The sequence below is a fragment of the Dyella japonica genome (assembly GCF_040545895.1).
GTDB classification, from domain to species: domain Bacteria; phylum Pseudomonadota; class Gammaproteobacteria; order Xanthomonadales; family Rhodanobacteraceae; genus Dyella; species Dyella japonica_D.
In genome coordinates, this window is sequence record NZ_JBEPMU010000001.1 from 29,571 (window position 1) to 45,718 (window position 16,148).

15 protein-coding genes are annotated in these 16,148 nt (G+C 64.9%); 13 read left to right on the top strand and 2 right to left on the bottom strand.

Features of this window, described 5'->3' with window-relative positions; genetic code table 11:
• Window positions 1-18 precede the first annotated feature (18 nt).
• The 12 genes from ABIC75_RS00170 (at window position 19) to ABIC75_RS00225 (ending at window position 13,683) form a co-directional block, all read left to right on the top strand.
• Window positions 19-381, top strand: a complete 363-nt coding sequence (locus ABIC75_RS00170; RefSeq protein ID WP_354011844.1) for a hypothetical protein — start codon at window positions 19-21, stop codon at window positions 379-381.
• Window positions 382-488: 107 nt separating this feature from the next.
• The gene (lysS, locus tag ABIC75_RS00175) at window positions 489-2,009 is read left to right on the top strand and encodes a lysine--tRNA ligase (RefSeq protein WP_354011845.1); all 1,521 of its coding nucleotides are present in this window, start codon (window positions 489-491) and stop codon (window positions 2,007-2,009) included.
• Between the two features lie 40 nt (window positions 2,010-2,049).
• Window positions 2,050-2,472: a hypothetical protein gene (locus ABIC75_RS00180; protein WP_354011846.1), complete on the top strand. Its 423-nt coding sequence runs from the start codon at window positions 2,050-2,052 to the stop codon at window positions 2,470-2,472.
• Window positions 2,473-2,553: 81 nt separating this feature from the next.
• Window positions 2,554-2,859, top strand: coding sequence for a YciI family protein (locus tag ABIC75_RS00185; RefSeq protein WP_354011847.1), 306 nt, complete (start codon window positions 2,554-2,556; stop codon window positions 2,857-2,859).
• A gap of 8 nt (window positions 2,860-2,867) precedes the next feature.
• The gene (locus tag ABIC75_RS00190; RefSeq protein WP_436407861.1) at window positions 2,868-3,119 is read left to right on the top strand and encodes a BolA family protein; all 252 of its coding nucleotides are present in this window, start codon (window positions 2,868-2,870) and stop codon (window positions 3,117-3,119) included.
• Window positions 3,120-3,386: 267 nt separating this feature from the next.
• The gene (gene smc, locus ABIC75_RS00195) at window positions 3,387-6,896 is read left to right on the top strand and encodes a chromosome segregation protein SMC (protein ID WP_354011849.1); all 3,510 of its coding nucleotides are present in this window, start codon (window positions 3,387-3,389) and stop codon (window positions 6,894-6,896) included.
• A 65-nt stretch (window positions 6,897-6,961) separates the two neighbouring features.
• Window positions 6,962-7,966 (top strand): cell division protein ZipA, encoded by a 1,005-nt coding sequence (gene zipA, locus ABIC75_RS00200; protein WP_354013034.1) that lies wholly within the window; start codon window positions 6,962-6,964, stop codon window positions 7,964-7,966.
• Between the two features lie 118 nt (window positions 7,967-8,084).
• Window positions 8,085-9,656 (top strand): phospholipase D family protein, encoded by a 1,572-nt coding sequence (locus tag ABIC75_RS00205; protein ID WP_354011850.1) that lies wholly within the window; start codon window positions 8,085-8,087, stop codon window positions 9,654-9,656.
• A gap of 66 nt (window positions 9,657-9,722) precedes the next feature.
• Window positions 9,723-10,295, top strand: coding sequence for a TetR/AcrR family transcriptional regulator (locus ABIC75_RS00210; RefSeq protein ID WP_354011851.1), 573 nt, complete (start codon window positions 9,723-9,725; stop codon window positions 10,293-10,295).
• A 53-nt stretch (window positions 10,296-10,348) separates the two neighbouring features.
• The gene (locus ABIC75_RS00215; protein ID WP_354011852.1) at window positions 10,349-11,209 is read left to right on the top strand and encodes an SDR family NAD(P)-dependent oxidoreductase; all 861 of its coding nucleotides are present in this window, start codon (window positions 10,349-10,351) and stop codon (window positions 11,207-11,209) included.
• Window positions 11,210-11,229: 20 nt separating this feature from the next.
• The gene (locus ABIC75_RS00220) at window positions 11,230-11,901 is read left to right on the top strand and encodes an epimerase (RefSeq protein WP_354011853.1); all 672 of its coding nucleotides are present in this window, start codon (window positions 11,230-11,232) and stop codon (window positions 11,899-11,901) included.
• 132 nt (window positions 11,902-12,033) lie between these two features.
• Window positions 12,034-13,683: an esterase/lipase family protein gene (locus ABIC75_RS00225; RefSeq protein WP_354011854.1), complete on the top strand. Its 1,650-nt coding sequence runs from the start codon at window positions 12,034-12,036 to the stop codon at window positions 13,681-13,683.
• Between the two features lie 8 nt (window positions 13,684-13,691).
• Here ABIC75_RS00225 and ABIC75_RS00230 read toward each other — a convergent pair whose 3' ends face one another.
• Together ABIC75_RS00230 and ABIC75_RS00235 are read right to left on the bottom strand one after the other, a co-directional pair.
• A complete protein-coding gene (locus ABIC75_RS00230; protein ID WP_354011855.1) occupies window positions 13,692-14,156 on the bottom strand; it encodes a cupin domain-containing protein in 465 nt (154 codons plus the stop codon).
• Between the two features lie 14 nt (window positions 14,157-14,170).
• Window positions 14,171-14,608: a carboxymuconolactone decarboxylase family protein gene (locus ABIC75_RS00235; protein ID WP_354011856.1), complete on the bottom strand. Its 438-nt coding sequence runs from the start codon at window positions 14,606-14,608 to the stop codon at window positions 14,171-14,173.
• 101 nt (window positions 14,609-14,709) lie between these two features.
• On the opposite strand from ABIC75_RS00235, the gene ABIC75_RS00240 reads away from it, so the two are divergent.
• The gene (locus ABIC75_RS00240) at window positions 14,710-16,146 is read left to right on the top strand and encodes a PLP-dependent aminotransferase family protein (protein WP_354011857.1); all 1,437 of its coding nucleotides are present in this window, start codon (window positions 14,710-14,712) and stop codon (window positions 16,144-16,146) included.
• The last annotated feature ends 2 nt before the right edge of the window (window positions 16,147-16,148 follow it).

Sequence of the window (16,148 nt, forward strand, 5' to 3'; positions counted from 1 at the left end):
CATGGAGACCTTGTCCGCATGAACAGCAGGAAGACTTTCCCGATTCTGGTCGTGTGGACCGCCCTGGCAGCATGCCAGGGCGTGGCAAATGCGCAGGACAACGGCTCCGCGAGTCAGGGCATCAAGGAAGATGCACGCTCCGCCGGCAAGAGTGTCGGCAATGCCGGCCGCGACGTCGGGCACGCCACCAAGGACGCCGCCGTGTCCGTAGGACATGGCGCGCGCGACATGGGCGTGGCGGTGGGCCACGGTACGCGAGATGCCGCTGTCACGGTCGGGCATGGCGCGAAAGAAGCAGGCCAAGGCATCGGCCATGGCGCCAAAGAAGGTTGGGACGCCACCAAACACGCGGTGAAACACGTGTTCGGCAAGGACGATTGATCGTCGGCATGGCGGGAAGACACTGGCTCGCCACGCCGACACCGGAAAGACAAACTCTAAAGATGCACTCGCCGAACGGCGCGAGCGCCGGCAGCTACGGAAACCTCATGACTGAACCGACCGAAATCCAGCCCATCGACGAGAACAAGCTGATCGCCGAGCGCCGCGAGAAACTGAAAGCGTTGCGCGGGCAGGGTGTGGCATTTCCGAACGACTTCAAGATGGACGCCTTCGCGGGCGATCTGCAGGCCGAGTTCGCCGATGTCGAGAAGTGGACGGCCGAAGCCATCGAGGCGCTGAGCCGCAAAGTGAAGGTGGCCGGCCGCATCATCCTCAAGCGCGACCAGGGCAAGGTCGCCTTCGTACAGATGCAGGATTTCAACGGCCGCATCCAGCTCTTCATCCACCAAGGCACGGTGGGCGAAGAGACGTACAAGGCGTTCAAGGGCTGGGACATGGGCGACATCGTCGGCGCCGAAGGTACGCTGATGCGTACGCGCACCGGCGAGCTGTCGGTGAAGGTGGAGAAGCTGCGCCTACTCACCAAGAGCCTGCGCCCGTTGCCGGACAAGCATCACGGCATGGCCGACGTGGAGCAGCGCTATCGCCAGCGCTACGTCGACCTGATCGTCACCGAGGAAGCGCGCCGCACGTTTGCGCAGCGCTCCAAGATCATCGGCTTCATCCGCAAGTGGCTGGAAGCCGAGCCGCGCCGCTTCATGGAAGTGGAAACGCCGATGATGCACGTGATTCCGGGCGGCGCCACGGCGCGTCCGTTCGTGACGCACCACAACGCGCTTGATATCGATCTCTACCTGCGCGTGGCGCCGGAGCTTTACCTCAAGCGCCTCGTGGTGGGCGGCTTCGATCGTGTGTACGAGATCAACCGCAACTTCCGCAACGAAGGCGTGTCCACGCGGCACAATCCCGAGTTCACCATGCTCGAGCTGTACCAGGCGTATGCCACGTACACCGAGATCATGGACATCACCGAAGAAGTGATCCGCGAATCGGCGAAGCACGTCATCGGCACCACCAAGCTGGTGTGGGAAGGCAACGAAATCGACGTGGGTCCGGCCTTCCGTCGCTGGAGCATGGAAGACGCCGTGCTCGAACTGAACCCGGAGATCAAGCGTGATGATTTGCGCAATCGCGACGCCATGGCCGCGCACGCCAAGCGCCTGGGTTGCCAGGTGAAGGCCGATTTCGGTTGGGGCCGACTGCTGCTGGAAATCTTCGAGAAGACGGTGGAGCACACGCTGATCCAGCCGACCTTCATCACCGATCATCCGGTCGAGGTCTCGCCGCTGGCGCGCGAAAGCGACACCAATCCCGGCATCACCGACCGCTTCGAGTTGTTCATCAACGCCAAGGAGCTGGCCAACGGCTTCTCCGAGTTGAACGACCCGGAAGACCAGGCCGCGCGTTTCCAGAAGCAAGTGGAGGCCAAGGCCGGTGGCGATGACGAAGCCATGCATTTCGACGCTGACTACATCCGCGCGCTGGAAGTAGGCCTGCCGCCGACGGGCGGCCTGGGTATCGGCATCGATCGACTGGTGATGCTGCTGACCGGCTCGGCGTCGATCCGCGACGTGTTGCTGTTCCCGTATATGCGCCCGGAAGCCTGAGTTGCGCGCTGCGGCCACCGGCACGAAAACGCGGCGCTGCATGGGCGCCGGCCTGATCGTGCTGGTGCTCGCCGCCTGTTCGCCGTCGCAGCCCGCCGATGGGCAGGACAACACGACGGCGGCCCCGGCAGAGACGAGTTCCGTGGCGACGCCCGCGTCCGCGGCAAGTGGCGCTGCGCCAGCGCAGGCGGCATTGAGCGAAGACGCGGTGGTCGAGCTGGTCAACGCCGCGATCCAGAAGCACAAGCTCACCGACCTGCCCGAGCAATGCCTGAGCTACATGGTCGAGGACAACGGCGGCAAGGTCATCGACATCGACGTGCGCGAGAAGCATGACGACAGCTGCGGCGGCGACCCGGGCGTTGCGCCGCGCCTGTTCTCGTTCAAGCTGGATCGCGTCAGCCACCAGCTCAGCACCGATGCGCTGGATCGGGCGGATGGGGAGTTCCAACCGATCGACTGACGCAGCGCGATCCCGCCGTTCCACGAGGCGGTTTGCCCGCGGCGCGCTAGAATGGTGGGCTAGACCGTTCAGGAGTTCGCCATGTGGTTTGCGATTGTGGGCACGGATGTGCCCGATTCCCTTGAGAAGCGTATGGCCGCGCGTCCGGCGCATGTCGAGCGCCTGAAGAAGTTGCTGGCGGAAGGCCGTTTGCTGGTCGCCGGTCCGTTCCCGGCCATCGACTCGAACGATCCCGGCCCGGCCGGTTTCACCGGCAGCCTGATCCTGGCCGAGTTCCCGTCGCAGGCCGAGGCGGAAGCCTGGGCAGGCGTTGACCCTTATGTGGACGCAGGCGTCTACGCCAGCGTCAGCGTCAAGCCGTTCATCAAGGCGCTGCCGCAGGCATGAGCGCATCCATGGTCGAACAGATCCGCGAGCGCCTGCAGCAGGCGCTCGATCCTTCGGCACTCGATGTGCTGGACGAGGGCTATAAGCACGCCGGACATGCCAACGAGGGGAAGGGGCATTTCCACGTGCGCATCGTCAGCGCGGCCTTCGCGGGCCAGCTTTCGATCAAGCGCCACCGGCTGGTCTATGCGGCCCTGCAAGGCCTGATGGACAACGGCATCCACGCGCTGTCCATCGATGCGAAGGCGCCGGGCGAGTAAGGCCGCCGGTTCCACCCCCGTCGTCTCAGCGAAGGCCAGGACCCGATGACTTTGCGTTGGCAAGCATCCTTCAATGGCACTGGATTCCCGCTTTCGTGGGAATGACGATCCAAGGCAAGAAATAAACTCTTTCGTAACATTGGCTTATACGTCAGTGTTAAAGTGAAACCTGTAGCCAGAACGCATTGCGGCAGGGGCCGGCGTTTGGCACAGTGACCCATCGCCCGGGCGCCCCCGGGCTTATCCACTTTTGCCGCCGATGCCCGCATGCGCCTGACTACGATCAAACTCGCCGGCTTCAAGTCCTTCGTGGACCCGACGACGCTTCATTTGCCGACCAACATGACCGGCGTGGTGGGGCCTAACGGCTGCGGCAAGTCCAACATCATCGATGCCATCCGCTGGGTGATGGGCGAGAGCGCGGCTAGCCGACTGCGTGGCGACTCGCTCACCGACGTGATCTTCTCCGGCTCCAACGCGCGCAAGCCGGTGGGCCAGGCCACGGTGGAGCTGATCTTCGACAACGCCGACGGCACCATCCAGGGCGAGTACGGCCAGTACGCCGAGATTTCGGTGAAGCGCCAGGTCACGCGCGACGGGCAGTCGGCGTACTTCCTCAATGGCGCGCGCTGCCGCCGGCGCGACATCACGGACCTGTTCCTGGGCACGGGCCTGGGCCCGCGCAGCTACTCGATCATCGAGCAGGGCATGATCAGCCAGATCGTCGAGGCCGCGCCCGATGAGCTGCGCATGCATCTGGAAGAAGCCGCCGGCATCTCCAAGTACAAGGAGCGCCGCAAGGAAACCGAGAGCCGCATCAAGTCCACCCGCGAAAACCTCGACCGCGTGCGCGACGTGCGCGACGAAGTGGACAAGCAGCTCGAGCACTTGAACCGCCAGGCCCGCGCGGCTGAACGCTGGAAGGCCTTGAAGGAAGAGCAGACGCGCAAGGAAGCCGAACTGCGCGCGCTCGAATACCGCGGCCTCAAGGGCCAGCACGACAACGAAGGCTCGGGCCTTACTGCGGCCGAGATCGAGATCGAAAAGCACGTCGCCACGCAACGCCATCACGAGGCGTCGATGGAGACGGTGCGCGAGCGCCACACTGACGCCACCGATCACTTGAACAAAGTGCAGGCCGAGGTCTACAAGGTCGGCGCCGAGATTGCGCGCGTCGAGCAGCAGGTGCGCTTCAACCGCGAGACCGCCGACCGCCTGCAGCGCGCGCAGGGCGAAACCGAGCGCGAACACGCGGAGCTGGCCGAACACATCGCCAACGACCGCACGCAGGTAGAAACCCTGCGCATGGCGCTGGCCGAAGGCGAGCCCAAGCTCGAAGCCCTGCAGCAGATGCAGGACGACACCACCGAAGCCGTGCGCGACACCGAAACCAAACTGGCCGACTGGCAGCAGCGTTGGGATTCGCACACGCGCACGGCCGGCGAGTCGAACCGTGCCGCGGAAGTGGAACGCACCAAACTCAATTACCTGGATCGTCAGGGCATCGATCTGTCGCGTCGTCGCGAAGCGCTGGAGGCCGAGCAGAAGGCCACCGATATCGCCGCGCTCGATGCCGCTTCCGAACAACTGCTGGTCGAGCACGACACGCAGCGCGAACGCGTGGAATCGCTGGGCACCCTGTTGGATCAGCACAAGAGCGCGCACGAGAAAGTACTCGACGAAGAACGCCAGGTGCAGTCTTCGCTCAACGAGGCGCGACAGCAGTTGCAGACGGCGCGCGGTCGTCAGGCCTCGCTGGAAGCCTTGCAGCATGCGGCGCTGGGGCAGGAAGAAAGCGCTGCCAGCGGCTGGCTCGCCCGCCTGGGTCTGGACAAGTCGCGTCGCCTCGGCGAATCGCTGCAGGTGGAAGCAGGCTGGGAAACGGCGGTGGAAACGGCGCTCGCCGGTTTCCTCGATGCCGTGCTGGTCGACGAATCGCATGCGCTCGCCGCCGAATTCGGTGCGCTGGAAAATGCCGACGTGGCGTTGGTCAACGCCGCCGAAGGTGGCGTGAACACCGCAGGCACCTTGGCCGCGCATGTGCGCGGCCCGGCCGCGGCATTGTCCATTCTCAACCACGTGCTCACCGCCGACTCCATCGAGCACGCGCATCAAATCGTTGCGGGCCTCTCGGCGCTGGCGCCGTACCAGTCGGTGATGACGCGCAACGGCGAATGGCTGGGTCCGGGTTGGGCGCGCGTGCGTCGTGCGCAAGGCAATCAGGTAGGCGTGCTGGCCCGCGAGCGCGAGATGCGCACGCTGGGCGAGCAGATCCTTGCGCTGGAAGAACGCATCGAGGAAGCCACCAACACGTTGGACGATTTGCGCACGCGCAAGTTCGAGGCCGAACGTGCGCGCGACGATGCGCAGCGCGAGCTGTACAACGCGCATCGTCGCCAGTCGGAACTCGCCGGCCAGGTGCAAAGCCATCGCGGCAAGATGGAAACCGCGCGTGCCCGCGCGGAAAAGGTCACCGGCGAACTCAACGACCTGATGGCCCAGCTCGACGAACTGCAGGCGCAGACGCGCGATGCGCGTGCGCGACTGGATGAATCGGTCGGCCATATGGGCGATCTGGAAGATCATCGCCGCGAGCTTGAAAACGAACGTCGCGCCTTGCTCGAAGCGCGCGAAGAAGCGCGCATGAACGCGCGCGAGGCAGCCGACCAGGCGCATGCGCTGGCGCTGTCGATGGAATCGAAGCGCTCCTCGCTCACCTCGCTGGAGCAGTCGCTGGCGCGCATGGAAACGCAACTGCGACAGATCGATGCGCGTCGCAGCGAAATCGCCGAACAGCTGGCGGCCGGTTCCGATCCCATCGCCGAGCTGGAAGCCGAGCGCCAGACCTATCTCGACCAGCGCCTGCTGGTGGACAAGCAACTGGTGGAAGCACGCCGCGCGCTGGAAGACTGCGACGGCGAATTCCGCCGCCTGGAGCAGGAACGCCAGCGCATCGAACAATTGCTGCAGGGCTTGCGCGAAAACCTTTCGCAGAAACGCCTCGCCGCGCAGGCACTGCAGCTGCGTGCCGAGCAGTTGGCCGAAGCCATCACCGCGTCGGGTCTCGAACTGGAACCGCTGCTGGCCGAACTCGCGGAGAACGCCGACGCCAGCCAGTGGCGCACGCAACTGGTGGAGATCGGTCAGAAGATCGTTCGCCTGGAACCGGTAAACCTCGCCGCGATCCAGGAACACGCCGAGCAGAGCGAGCGCAAGACCTACCTCGACAACCAGCTGGCCGACCTGGTCAGCGCCATGGAAACGCTGGAAGCGGCGATCAAGAAGATCGACCGCGAAACGCGCCAGCGCTTCAAGGAAACCTTCGATCGCGTCAACGCCGGCGTGCAGGAACTGTTCCCGCGCCTGTTCGGTGGCGGCCACGCGTATCTCGAACTCACCGGCGACGACTTGCTCGACACCGGCGTGGCCATCATGGCGCGCCCGCCCGGCAAGCGCGTATCGAACATCACGCTGTTGTCCGGTGGCGAGAAGGCGCTTACCGCGGTGTCGCTGGTGTTCGCCATCTTCGGCCTCAACCCCGCGCCGTTCTGCCTGCTGGACGAGGTGGACGCGCCGCTGGACGAAGCCAACGTGGGCCGCTTCTCCAACATGGTGAAGGAGATGAGCGAGAAGGTGCAGTTCATCTTCGTAAGCCACAACAAGGCCACCATGGAGGCGGCTTCCCAGTTGTGCGGTGTGACCATGCGTGAGCCGGGCGTGTCGCGCCTGGTGCAGGTGGATCTCGCCGAAGCAGCTAAACTTGCGGGCGCAGCTTGAGGATCTAACGTATGACCGCGCAACCCGTACTCGCCGTCGCCTGGAATGCCGCTGTTGGCATCCCGATGCTCATCCTTGGCCTGATCGTCCTGGCGGCGATGTGGCTGTTCGGCCAGCCGAAGAAGGAGCAGGGCAAGCGGCGCGTGGTGGTGATGGCGTCGGGCGAACGCCGCGAGCCGACGTTCGGCACCGAAGGCGAGACGTCCGACGAGCCCTCGTTCAGTGCGCGCGAGAATTTCCACATGGACGAACTCGATGCTCGCCAGTCGCCGCAGCAGGGCGAGCTCGACGTTGGTTTCCGCGAGGAACTGGAACGTCTGGGCGCGACGCTCGCCGGTGGCAAGGATCGTGGCGGCAAGGATCGCGTCGATCCGGCGCCGGTCGGTCGTCCGCAGGGCATGGCCGCTTCCATCGTCGACGCACTGCGTGCGCCGCCGGAACAGTTCGAGCAGAGCCTGGCGCAGGCCACGGGGGCTGATCAGGTCGCCGCACCGCGCGTGCATGAGCCCGAGCCAATGGTGGTTGCCGCGCCCGCACCGGTCGCTGCGCCGGCTCCCGCGCCTGCGCCGGAAGCACCTCGCGTGCCGCCGCGCTCCGACGTTGGCCGTCGCCCGGAGCGCATGCCGGTGGAGCGCATCGTCACGCTGTTCGTGGTGGCCCGCGAAGGCAACGTGTTCAACGGCGCCGACCTTATCGTGGCCGCCGACAAGACGGGCCTGGAATTCGGCGACATGGGCATCTATCACCGGCTGGTGGACGGCAAGCGCGAGCTGGGTCCGATCTTCAGCGTGGCCAACATGGTCAAGCCTGGCAACTTCGACCTGAGCCGCGTGGATGCCATGCGCACGCCGGGCCTGAGTTTCTTCATGACGCTGCCGGCGCCGATCCCTGCGCTCGACGCCTGGGACGCCATGTTGCCCACCGCACAGCGACTGGCTGAGCTCCTCGATGGCCAGGTGCTGGACGAGGAACGCAATGCGCTGGGTCGCCAGCGCGTGGCGCATATCCGCGACGAGCTGCGCGGCTGGGACCGCGACCACGAAGGCAGGGAAATCACCTTCGGCCGTTGATGATGCCGGACCGTCACGGGTCGGGCGCTGCACCAGCGTGAACCGGATCCCCACGTAGCCAAACGTGGGGCTTGCGCCGGATCAACGCGTCGGACAGAGTCCCCTCCAAGGAGGGAACATGGCCTGCACCCTGTTGCGTCGCCTTGCCTGTCTGGGTTTGCTGGCGCTGGCTGCCTGCACCCATTCGGATTTTCGTCCCGATTACCCTCGCGTTCCCAGCACGGTGCTGCCGGTCAAGGCGGATGCGCCGCTGGAGGCATATGCCTCGCGCATTACCGCGCAGCACGGCAACGACAGCGGCCTGCGCTTGATCAGCGATTCCAACGACGCCTTGCTGGCGCGCATTGCACTGGCCAATCGCGCCGTGCACTCGCTCGATCTGCAGTACTACATGTTCCACTCCGATGCGACCGGCGGCCTGCTGGCGCAGCGGCTGCTGGCGGCCGCCGATCGCGGCGTGCGCGTGCGCCTGTTGCTGGACGACCTGCACGTGGCCGGCAACGATGACGTGCTGCGCATTCTCGATGGCCATCCGAACATCCAGATCCGGTTGTTCAATCCCTTCCTGGAACGCAATTCGTCGATGTGGGGCGTGGGCAAGCAGTTCGCGGGTGATTTCTCGCGGCTCAACCGCCGCATGCACAACAAGGCGTTCATTGCCGACGGTGCCATGGCCATCGTCGGTGGGCGCAACATCGGCGACGAGTATTTCGATGCCGACAACAGCGTGAATTTCCGTGACCTGGACGTGCTGACGGTCGGTCCGGTGGTGGCCGAGGTCGGGCAGGTGTTCGATCGCTACTGGAACAGCGAGCAGTCGTTTCCAATCGGGGCGTTCCATCGCAAGACGCCCAGCCCCGAGAAGTTGGCTCAGCTGCGCAAGACCATGGGGGCGAGCGCGCGCCAGTTCAGCGAGAGCGGCTATGCGCAGAGCCTCGTGGCCCGCGTGGGCGACTTGGCTCACGAGGCGCCGGCCACCGCGTGGGCCTGGGGCACGGCCACCTATCTGGCGGACGATCCGGAGAAGGGCAATCCCGCGGCTGACGGCAAAGACCTGCACATGGCCCCGCAGATCCGCGCGTGGATGGATGGCGCGCAGCAACGACTCACCTTGATCTCGCCGTACTTCGTGCCCGGCGACAAGGGCGTGGCCTACTTCAAGGGCATGTGCGACCGCGGCGTCGAGGTATCCATCCTCACCAACTCGTTGGCGTCGACGGATGCCGGCAATGTCTACGTGGCGTATGCGTCCTATCACGTGGGCCTGCTGAAGGCCGGCGTGCATCTGTACGAATTGAAGCCGGATGCCCGGCGCGGGCGTGGCGGCAGCAGTTTCTTCGGCTCGTCCTCCGGCAGCAACAGCTTGCATGCGAAGGCCATGGTGGTCGACGAGCAGCATGCCTTTGTCGGTTCGATGAACCTCGATCCGCGCTCGGTGCACATCAATACCGAGGACGGCGTGATCGTGGATTCACCCGCCCTTGCCAAAGCGCTGTTGGCAATCTTTGCCGACGCCACCAAACCGGAACACAGCTATCAGGTCCTGCTGGACGACAAGGGCAGTGTGTACTGGCAGGCCAAAGAGCCCGGCCAGCCGGAGGTCCGCTACGACCATGCGCCAGAAACCAGCTGGTGGCGGCGCTTCAAGGTCAACACCGGCGGCCTGCTGCCGATTGAAAGCCTGCTCTGAGCTGGCCCTTGAAGTCTGGGGTAGGCGGCCCTATGATTGAGTGGTCACTCAATTATTGATTCTCCCATGGCTCGCCCCCGCAGCGAAGACAAGCGCAACGCCATCCTCGACGCCGCCACGAAAGTGTTCGCGGAGCAGGGGATCAGTGCGCCCACCGCGAAGATCGCGCGGTCCGCGGGCGTGGCCGAGGGTACGCTGTTCACCTATTTCGACAGCAAGGACACGCTGCTCAACCAGCTGTACCTGGAACTGAAGGTGGACATGCGCGAGGCCATGCTCACGGGCTACCCGCGCCGGGCGAGCATCCGCGAGCGGGCCGGCCACGTGTGGCGCACCTATATCGACTGGGGCGTGGCGCATCCGGAAGGGCGCAAGGTGATGGCGCAGCTCACGGTATCCGAGCGCATCTTCCCCGAAACCAAGGTCACCGGCTCGGCGCCCTTTGGCGACATCCAGGGCATGTTGCGAGAGGCCATGGCCAAGGGCGTGCTGAAGGATCTGGACCCAGCCTTTGTGGGCGCGCTGCTGACGGCCCTGGCGGAAACCACCATGGATTTCATCGCACGCGATCCTGGGCGTGCGGAGCACTATCGATCGGCGGGCTTCGAGGCGTTCTGGAACGCCATCGGCAAGGCCTGATTTTTTTGTTGTCATTAAATGAGTGTGTAATCACTCAATAGAGAGGAAACATCATGTCGAAGGTATGGTTGGTAACAGGCAGTTCGCGCGGCTTGGGCCGCGATATCGCCGAGGCGGTGCTGGCCCATGGCGATCGTCTGGTGGCTACAGCGCGTCGTCCTGAACAGCTGGCCGATCTGGTCGAGCGTTACGGCGACCAGGTTCGCACCGTGGCGTTGGACGTCGCCGATCCGGCGGCTGGCCGCGCAGCGGTGGACGAAGCCGTCAAGGCATTTGGACGTCTGGACGTCCTGGTCAACAACGCCGGTTATGGGAACGCCCAGCCATTCGAACAGACCGACGAAGATGGTTTCCGCGCCCAGATCGAGACCAATTTCTACGGCGTGGTGAACATGACGCGCGCTGCGCTGCCGGTGATGCGCGCGCAGCGCTCGGGACACATCCTGCAGATTTCCTCCGTGGGCGGGCGCATCGGTACGCCGGGGCTGTCCGCCTATCAGGCAGCGAAGTGGGCCGTGGGCGGCTTCACCGAAGTGGTGGCGGCGGAAGTGCAGCATCTGGGCATCAAGCTCTGTTCGCTGGAGCCGGGCGGCATGCGCACGGACTGGGCGGCCGAAGCCAACAGCACGCTGGGCGATCTGCTGCCCGACTATCAGGCTTCCGTCGGCGTGTTCCGCGAACGGCTCAAGGACGCGATGGGCAAGCAGGCGGGTGATCCGGCGCGCGTGGCCCAGGTGGTGCTGGCGATGGGCTATCACGAACAACCGCCACGCCATTTGTTGTTGGGCAGCGATTCGCTGCATTACTTCGGCATGATCGATGGTGAGCGCGTGAGTGCCGCCGAACGCTGGCGCGACGTGAGCCTCTCCACAGATTACGACGCGGGCGCGATGCCCCCGTTTCCCGCATCCTGAGAATGGAATGAGGTGCTGAGATGAAGATCGTTCTCTTCGGTGCCACCGGCATGGTCGGGCAGGGCGTGCTGCGCGAATGCCTGGCCGCGCCCGACGTGGATGAGGTGCTGGTGGTGGTACGGACCACGCTCGGCATCACCCACCCCAGGCTGCGCGAAGTGGTGCATCAGGATTTCTTCGACTACACGCCGATCGAACCCGAGCTGCTGGGCTACGACGCCTGCTTCTTCTGCCTGGGCGTCAGCGCGGCCGGCATGGACGAGGCCCGGTATACCCGACTCACGTACGACCTGACCCTGGCGGCAGCGACGACATTGGTGCGACTCAACCCCGCGATGGTGTTCGCCTATGTATCGGGCGCCGGCACCGACAGCACCGAACGGGGACGCAGCATGTGGGCGCGGATAAAGGGGCGCACCGAGAATGCGCTGCAGCGATTGCCGTTTCGCGCGGTGTACCTGTTCCGCCCGGGGTTTATCGAGCCGGTGCACGGCGAGCGCTCCAAGACCACGATGTCCCGCGTGGTCTACGCCATCTCGCGGCCACTGGTGCCCCTGCTGCGCGCCTTGTTTCCGAAGCACATCCTCAGCACGGTCATCATCGGGCAGGCGATGCTGTCGGTAGTCCGGCACGGTGCGCCCAAGGCCATACTGGAATGCCCGGACATCCTCGAGGCGGCAAGGCGAGCCTGACCGGAGCGGACATGCCAAAGAAGTAGTGCGTCTGTCAGATGAATGGCGTAGCGTGGCGCGGCGTTCAACCGGCTGCGGGCGCCTTGATCCTGGCCCGCATTGTCTGCGACCCCTCTGGCGACGGATGCCCGCATGCGTCCAGGTATTCTCGGCAAACCGCGCTCGTATCGTGACCATCGCCTAGCGTGGATGACGTGCTTCGCCTTGCTGGCGGCGTGCAGCAGCCTTTCCAGGCAGCCCAAGAACGATGCCTTGAACGAAGCACGCCATTTGTGGCGCGACACGGCGGAAATCCAGCGCAAGGACATCGCCGCCCGCAACTGGGTGCGTTGCGCCGTGGCCGCCTACCAGGCCTCGGAATCCGGGAGCGCGGCTCAACAAGCGGAAGCCCAGGACCTCGCCGACAACTGCACGCACGAGTTGCTGGGTTATCTGCTGGACGTCAAGCCGGGCGCCTGGAGTGCGCAGTCCTTGCACGTACTGGACCAGCCCTTGCGGGTGGCATTCCGCGATCTGCCTGACAGCCTGGACGATGGTCCTGTGGCCTTGGCGCGCGCCGATGAGGTGACCATCCCCCCGGTGATGGGAGTGCGTTACGCAACGCGTGGCTATGGCGTGCCGATGGTGGGTTGGCAGGCGCGATGCCATGACAAGCCGATCTGCATGCTCTATCCGCCCGAGGGCCTCACCAGAACCCTTGTCGCGTGGGTGGAACCCGGCGATGACGGCGTCGCGCAGCTAATCGTTTCCGGCATGCGCGAGCACCCAGACATCACCATCGGCAAGCGCAGTGTTCCCTTGGCGTCGGATCCCTCCGCGACCTTGGCTGCGCTCTACGATCGTTCGCACATCAACCGGCTGGCTGTGTGGAACCTCATTGGCGGGCGGCAGTTTGCGCTGCGCGAAGGCCTGTATCTGCTGGACGATTACGATCCGGACAAAACGCCGGTGATCATGGTGCACGGTCTGGGGCGCAGCCCGATGGTATGGGCGAAACTGACCAACCTGATTGATGGCGATCCCTCATTGCATGCGCGCTATCAGATATGGCACGTGATCTATCCGACCAACACGCCACAGTTGCTCAATCGCTTGATCGTGCAACGCTCGCTGGATCAGGCCTGGCATATCCTCGACCCCGATGGCACCGCGCCCGCCCATCAGGAGGTGACGCTGATCGGGCACAGCATGGGCGGCGTCATTTCCCGGCTGATCGTGTCCGATAGCGGCGATGTGATCTGGAAGGCCGCGTTCGACATTCCACCGGAGCAGTTGCACGGCACGCCCGCGGACCTGGCGATGGTGGATTCGGTATTTCGCTTCCACCCGTATCCCGGTGTGACGCGGACCATCTTCCTGGCGGCGCCGCACTTGGGCTCGCCCTATGTCGACAGCCTGATCGGGCAGGTGGCACTTCGCGTCGTGCACGCGCATGCCCCCGAACTCGACGCCTTGATTCGAGTGACAACGGAAAATCGTGCGCACGAGAATCCATTGCTGGCCCAGGATTACGAACGGTATGGCTTGAGCAGCATCAGCACCTTGCGCGATGCGCAGCCGGTGAGTCATGCGGCGCAGTCGCTAATGCCCGCGAAAGGCGTGCGCTACTACACGTTTGCCGGCGATCTGCCTGGCACGAATCCGCCGGGCGACGGCTTTGTTCCGCTCAAGAGCGCGCTGATTCCCGGCGCCGTCTCAACCACCATCGTGAAGGATGGCCATCAGCTCTACCTCAACGATGAAGTGCTGGCGAAGATCCTGGAGATACTTCGCCAGCCCTGATGCACCGCTTATTGCGCGACGAGCGTGGGCAATGACGGGTTGATCGACGAGGTCTGCGGCAAGGGCAGCTTGATGGGATCCTGCGGCCCCACGATGGCCCATACCAGCAACTTGGCGGGCTTGGTCGTGCTGGCGTTGCGGGTAACGAGATGGTGCGCACGTGGCGGCTCGTACCAGCTCTGGCCCGCCGTGTAGGTCTTCGCATCCTGGCCTTCGAGCTGCGAGGTCACTTCGCCCTCGAGCACATACGCGAAGATCGAGCCGGGGTGCAGGTGCGGCGCAGCGCTCTGGCCCGGCGCGAGCGTCACGGTGGCCATCATCGCGTTCTTGCCGGGCACATCGGGCAGCGACTGCTTCATGAGTGGCTGGACGCTCTCTTCGCCACCATCGTGAGCACGCGCCGCACCAGCGGCGCCGAACGCCACGACCAACGAGAGCAGGGCAGAAGCAACGCGGGGGAGCGATGTTTTCATGGCGGCCGCCTCGCTCAGGCAGGCAGTTTGCGGAAGGAAATCGCGAAGCGGTTCCAACCGTTGATGGCGATGACGAGCAGGGTGAGATCGGCCAGCTCTTCGTCGGAGAAGTGCGGGCGCACGGCTTCCCACACGCTGTCGGGAACGTGGTTGTCGGCGATCAGGGTGAGCGCTTCGGTCCATTCGAGCGCGGCGCGTTCGCGGTCCGTGAAGAAGCTGGTTTCGCGCCATGCACTGATGGTGGCCAGACGACGATCGTTCTCGCCGGCCTTGCGGGCATCGGCGGTGTGCATGTCCATGCAATAGGCGCAGCCGTTGATCTGCGAGGCGCGCAGGCGGACGAGATCGACCAGGGATTTGTCCAGACCGCTTTTGCTGATGCGCTGCTCCAGGCCCATCATCGCCTTGATGGCGTCGGGGCTGGCTTTGTAGAAGTCGATACGCTGGCTCATGGCTTGATCCTCGATGAGGGATTCGGTGAAGGTGGGAACAGGCTAGACTCCCCACTGGCCTTCTTGAATATCCATTTTCAAGAGAATCGAGGTGACCACTGATGGACATCCAGCTCACTATTTCCGGTCGGCGCGACCTTGCCGGGCAGCTATACCAACAGCTGCGTGCTGCCATCGTGGATGGGCGGCTGGTCGCCGGTGCGCGCGTGCCATCCTCGCGCGACCTGGCCAGCCAGTTGGGCGTGTCGCGCAAGACCACGCTGGAAGTGTTCGAGCGTCTGGGCGCCGAGGGTTTTCTGGTCGGTCGACAGGGCGACGGCACCTTTGTGGCCGAAGGCTTCATGGCGATACCGTCGCGCGCGAAGACGCGCGGCAGCGTGTCGCCCAGGGCAGCCAAGGTCTGGCAGCGCGTGCCGGCCGCGCTGGCGATGCCACGGCCAGGCGAGCGGCTGCGCTACGACTACCTGGGTGGCGTCACCGACAAATCGCTGTTCCACGCCGATGCCTGGCGCAAATGCATCGCGCATGCACTGCGTGCGCAGGCGCGCGGTCGCGGCATCTATCGCGATCCTGCCGGTGACCAGGAATTGCGCCTGGCCATCTCGCGCTACCTCGGTTTCAGCCGGGCCGTGGCGTGCGACTGGCAGGAGGTGATCGTGACGCAGGGCGCGCAGCAGGCCATCGATCTGGCCGTCCGTGTGATGGTAGATCGGGGCGACGTGGTGGCGGTGGAAGAACCTGGTTATCCGCCGGCGCGCAGCAGCATGCTGGCGATGGGGGCGCGGGTGAAAGCGGTGCGCGTGGACGAGGAAGGCCTGCGCGTGGACGAGCTTCCCGACACCGCGCGACTCGTCTACGTCACGCCATCGCATCAGTTTCCACTGGGCATGCCGATGAGCCTGGATCGGCGCATGGCCTTGCTCGATTGGGCATCGCGCCGCGGCGCGCTCATCGTGGAGGACGATTACGACGGCGAATTCCGCTTCGAGGGTCGACCGGTGGAATCGCTCAAGAGCCTCGACCGCAACGGCGTGGTGGCCTACGTAGGCACGTTTTCCAAGACCCTCTTTCCCGAGCTGCGCACCGGTTACGTGGTGCCGCCGTCGTCGCTGGCCGAGGCTTTCCTCAAGGCGAAACAGATCAACGACTGGCACGGTTGCAGCCTCACGCAGGCTGCGCTGGGCCGCTACATGCTCGACGGCGAGTTCGGGCGTCATGTCCGTCGGGTGCAGAAGCACTATGCAGGACGCCGCGAAGCGCTGGTGCAGCACCTGCGCGGGCCGCTGTCGACGTGGCTGGAGCCCATCGTGCCGGCCGCGGGCATCCACATGGTGGCGATGCTGCGCAAAGGCATGGACGAGGACGTCGTGATCGCCCGCGCACGCGCCGCCGCCATCGCGCTCTACGGCATCCGCGGCTTCTACGCCGGACGCCACGCGCGGCAGGGACTTTTGTTCGGCTATGGCGACATGCCGGTGGAAGACATCCATGCCTCGATGGAACGGCTGGCCTCCTTGCTCGCCTCCGCACCCCGCTGAAG

What these genes read in the sequence shown, in the direction of transcription:
- ABIC75_RS00170 (WP_354011844.1), top strand. Translation starts at nt 19, where the DNA reads ATGAACAGCAGGAAGACTTTCCCGATTCTGGTCGTGTGGACCGCCCTG.
- lysS (WP_354011845.1), top strand. Translation starts at nt 489, where the DNA reads ATGACTGAACCGACCGAAATCCAGCCCATCGACGAGAACAAGCTGATC.
- ABIC75_RS00180 (WP_354011846.1), top strand. Translation starts at nt 2,050, where the DNA reads ATGGGCGCCGGCCTGATCGTGCTGGTGCTCGCCGCCTGTTCGCCGTCG.
- ABIC75_RS00185 (WP_354011847.1), top strand. Translation starts at nt 2,554, where the DNA reads ATGTGGTTTGCGATTGTGGGCACGGATGTGCCCGATTCCCTTGAGAAG.
- ABIC75_RS00190 (WP_436407861.1), top strand. Translation starts at nt 2,868, where the DNA reads ATGGTCGAACAGATCCGCGAGCGCCTGCAGCAGGCGCTCGATCCTTCG.
- smc (WP_354011849.1), top strand. Translation starts at nt 3,387, where the DNA reads ATGCGCCTGACTACGATCAAACTCGCCGGCTTCAAGTCCTTCGTGGAC.
- zipA (WP_354013034.1), top strand. Translation starts at nt 6,962, where the DNA reads ATGCTCATCCTTGGCCTGATCGTCCTGGCGGCGATGTGGCTGTTCGGC.
- ABIC75_RS00205 (WP_354011850.1), top strand. Translation starts at nt 8,085, where the DNA reads ATGGCCTGCACCCTGTTGCGTCGCCTTGCCTGTCTGGGTTTGCTGGCG.
- ABIC75_RS00210 (WP_354011851.1), top strand. Translation starts at nt 9,723, where the DNA reads ATGGCTCGCCCCCGCAGCGAAGACAAGCGCAACGCCATCCTCGACGCC.
- ABIC75_RS00215 (WP_354011852.1), top strand. Translation starts at nt 10,349, where the DNA reads ATGTCGAAGGTATGGTTGGTAACAGGCAGTTCGCGCGGCTTGGGCCGC.
- ABIC75_RS00220 (WP_354011853.1), top strand. Translation starts at nt 11,230, where the DNA reads ATGAAGATCGTTCTCTTCGGTGCCACCGGCATGGTCGGGCAGGGCGTG.
- ABIC75_RS00225 (WP_354011854.1), top strand. Translation starts at nt 12,034, where the DNA reads ATGCGTCCAGGTATTCTCGGCAAACCGCGCTCGTATCGTGACCATCGC.
- ABIC75_RS00230 (WP_354011855.1), bottom strand. Translation starts at nt 14,156, where the DNA reads ATGAAAACATCGCTCCCCCGCGTTGCTTCTGCCCTGCTCTCGTTGGTC.
- ABIC75_RS00235 (WP_354011856.1), bottom strand. Translation starts at nt 14,608, where the DNA reads ATGAGCCAGCGTATCGACTTCTACAAAGCCAGCCCCGACGCCATCAAG.
- ABIC75_RS00240 (WP_354011857.1), top strand. Translation starts at nt 14,710, where the DNA reads ATGGACATCCAGCTCACTATTTCCGGTCGGCGCGACCTTGCCGGGCAG.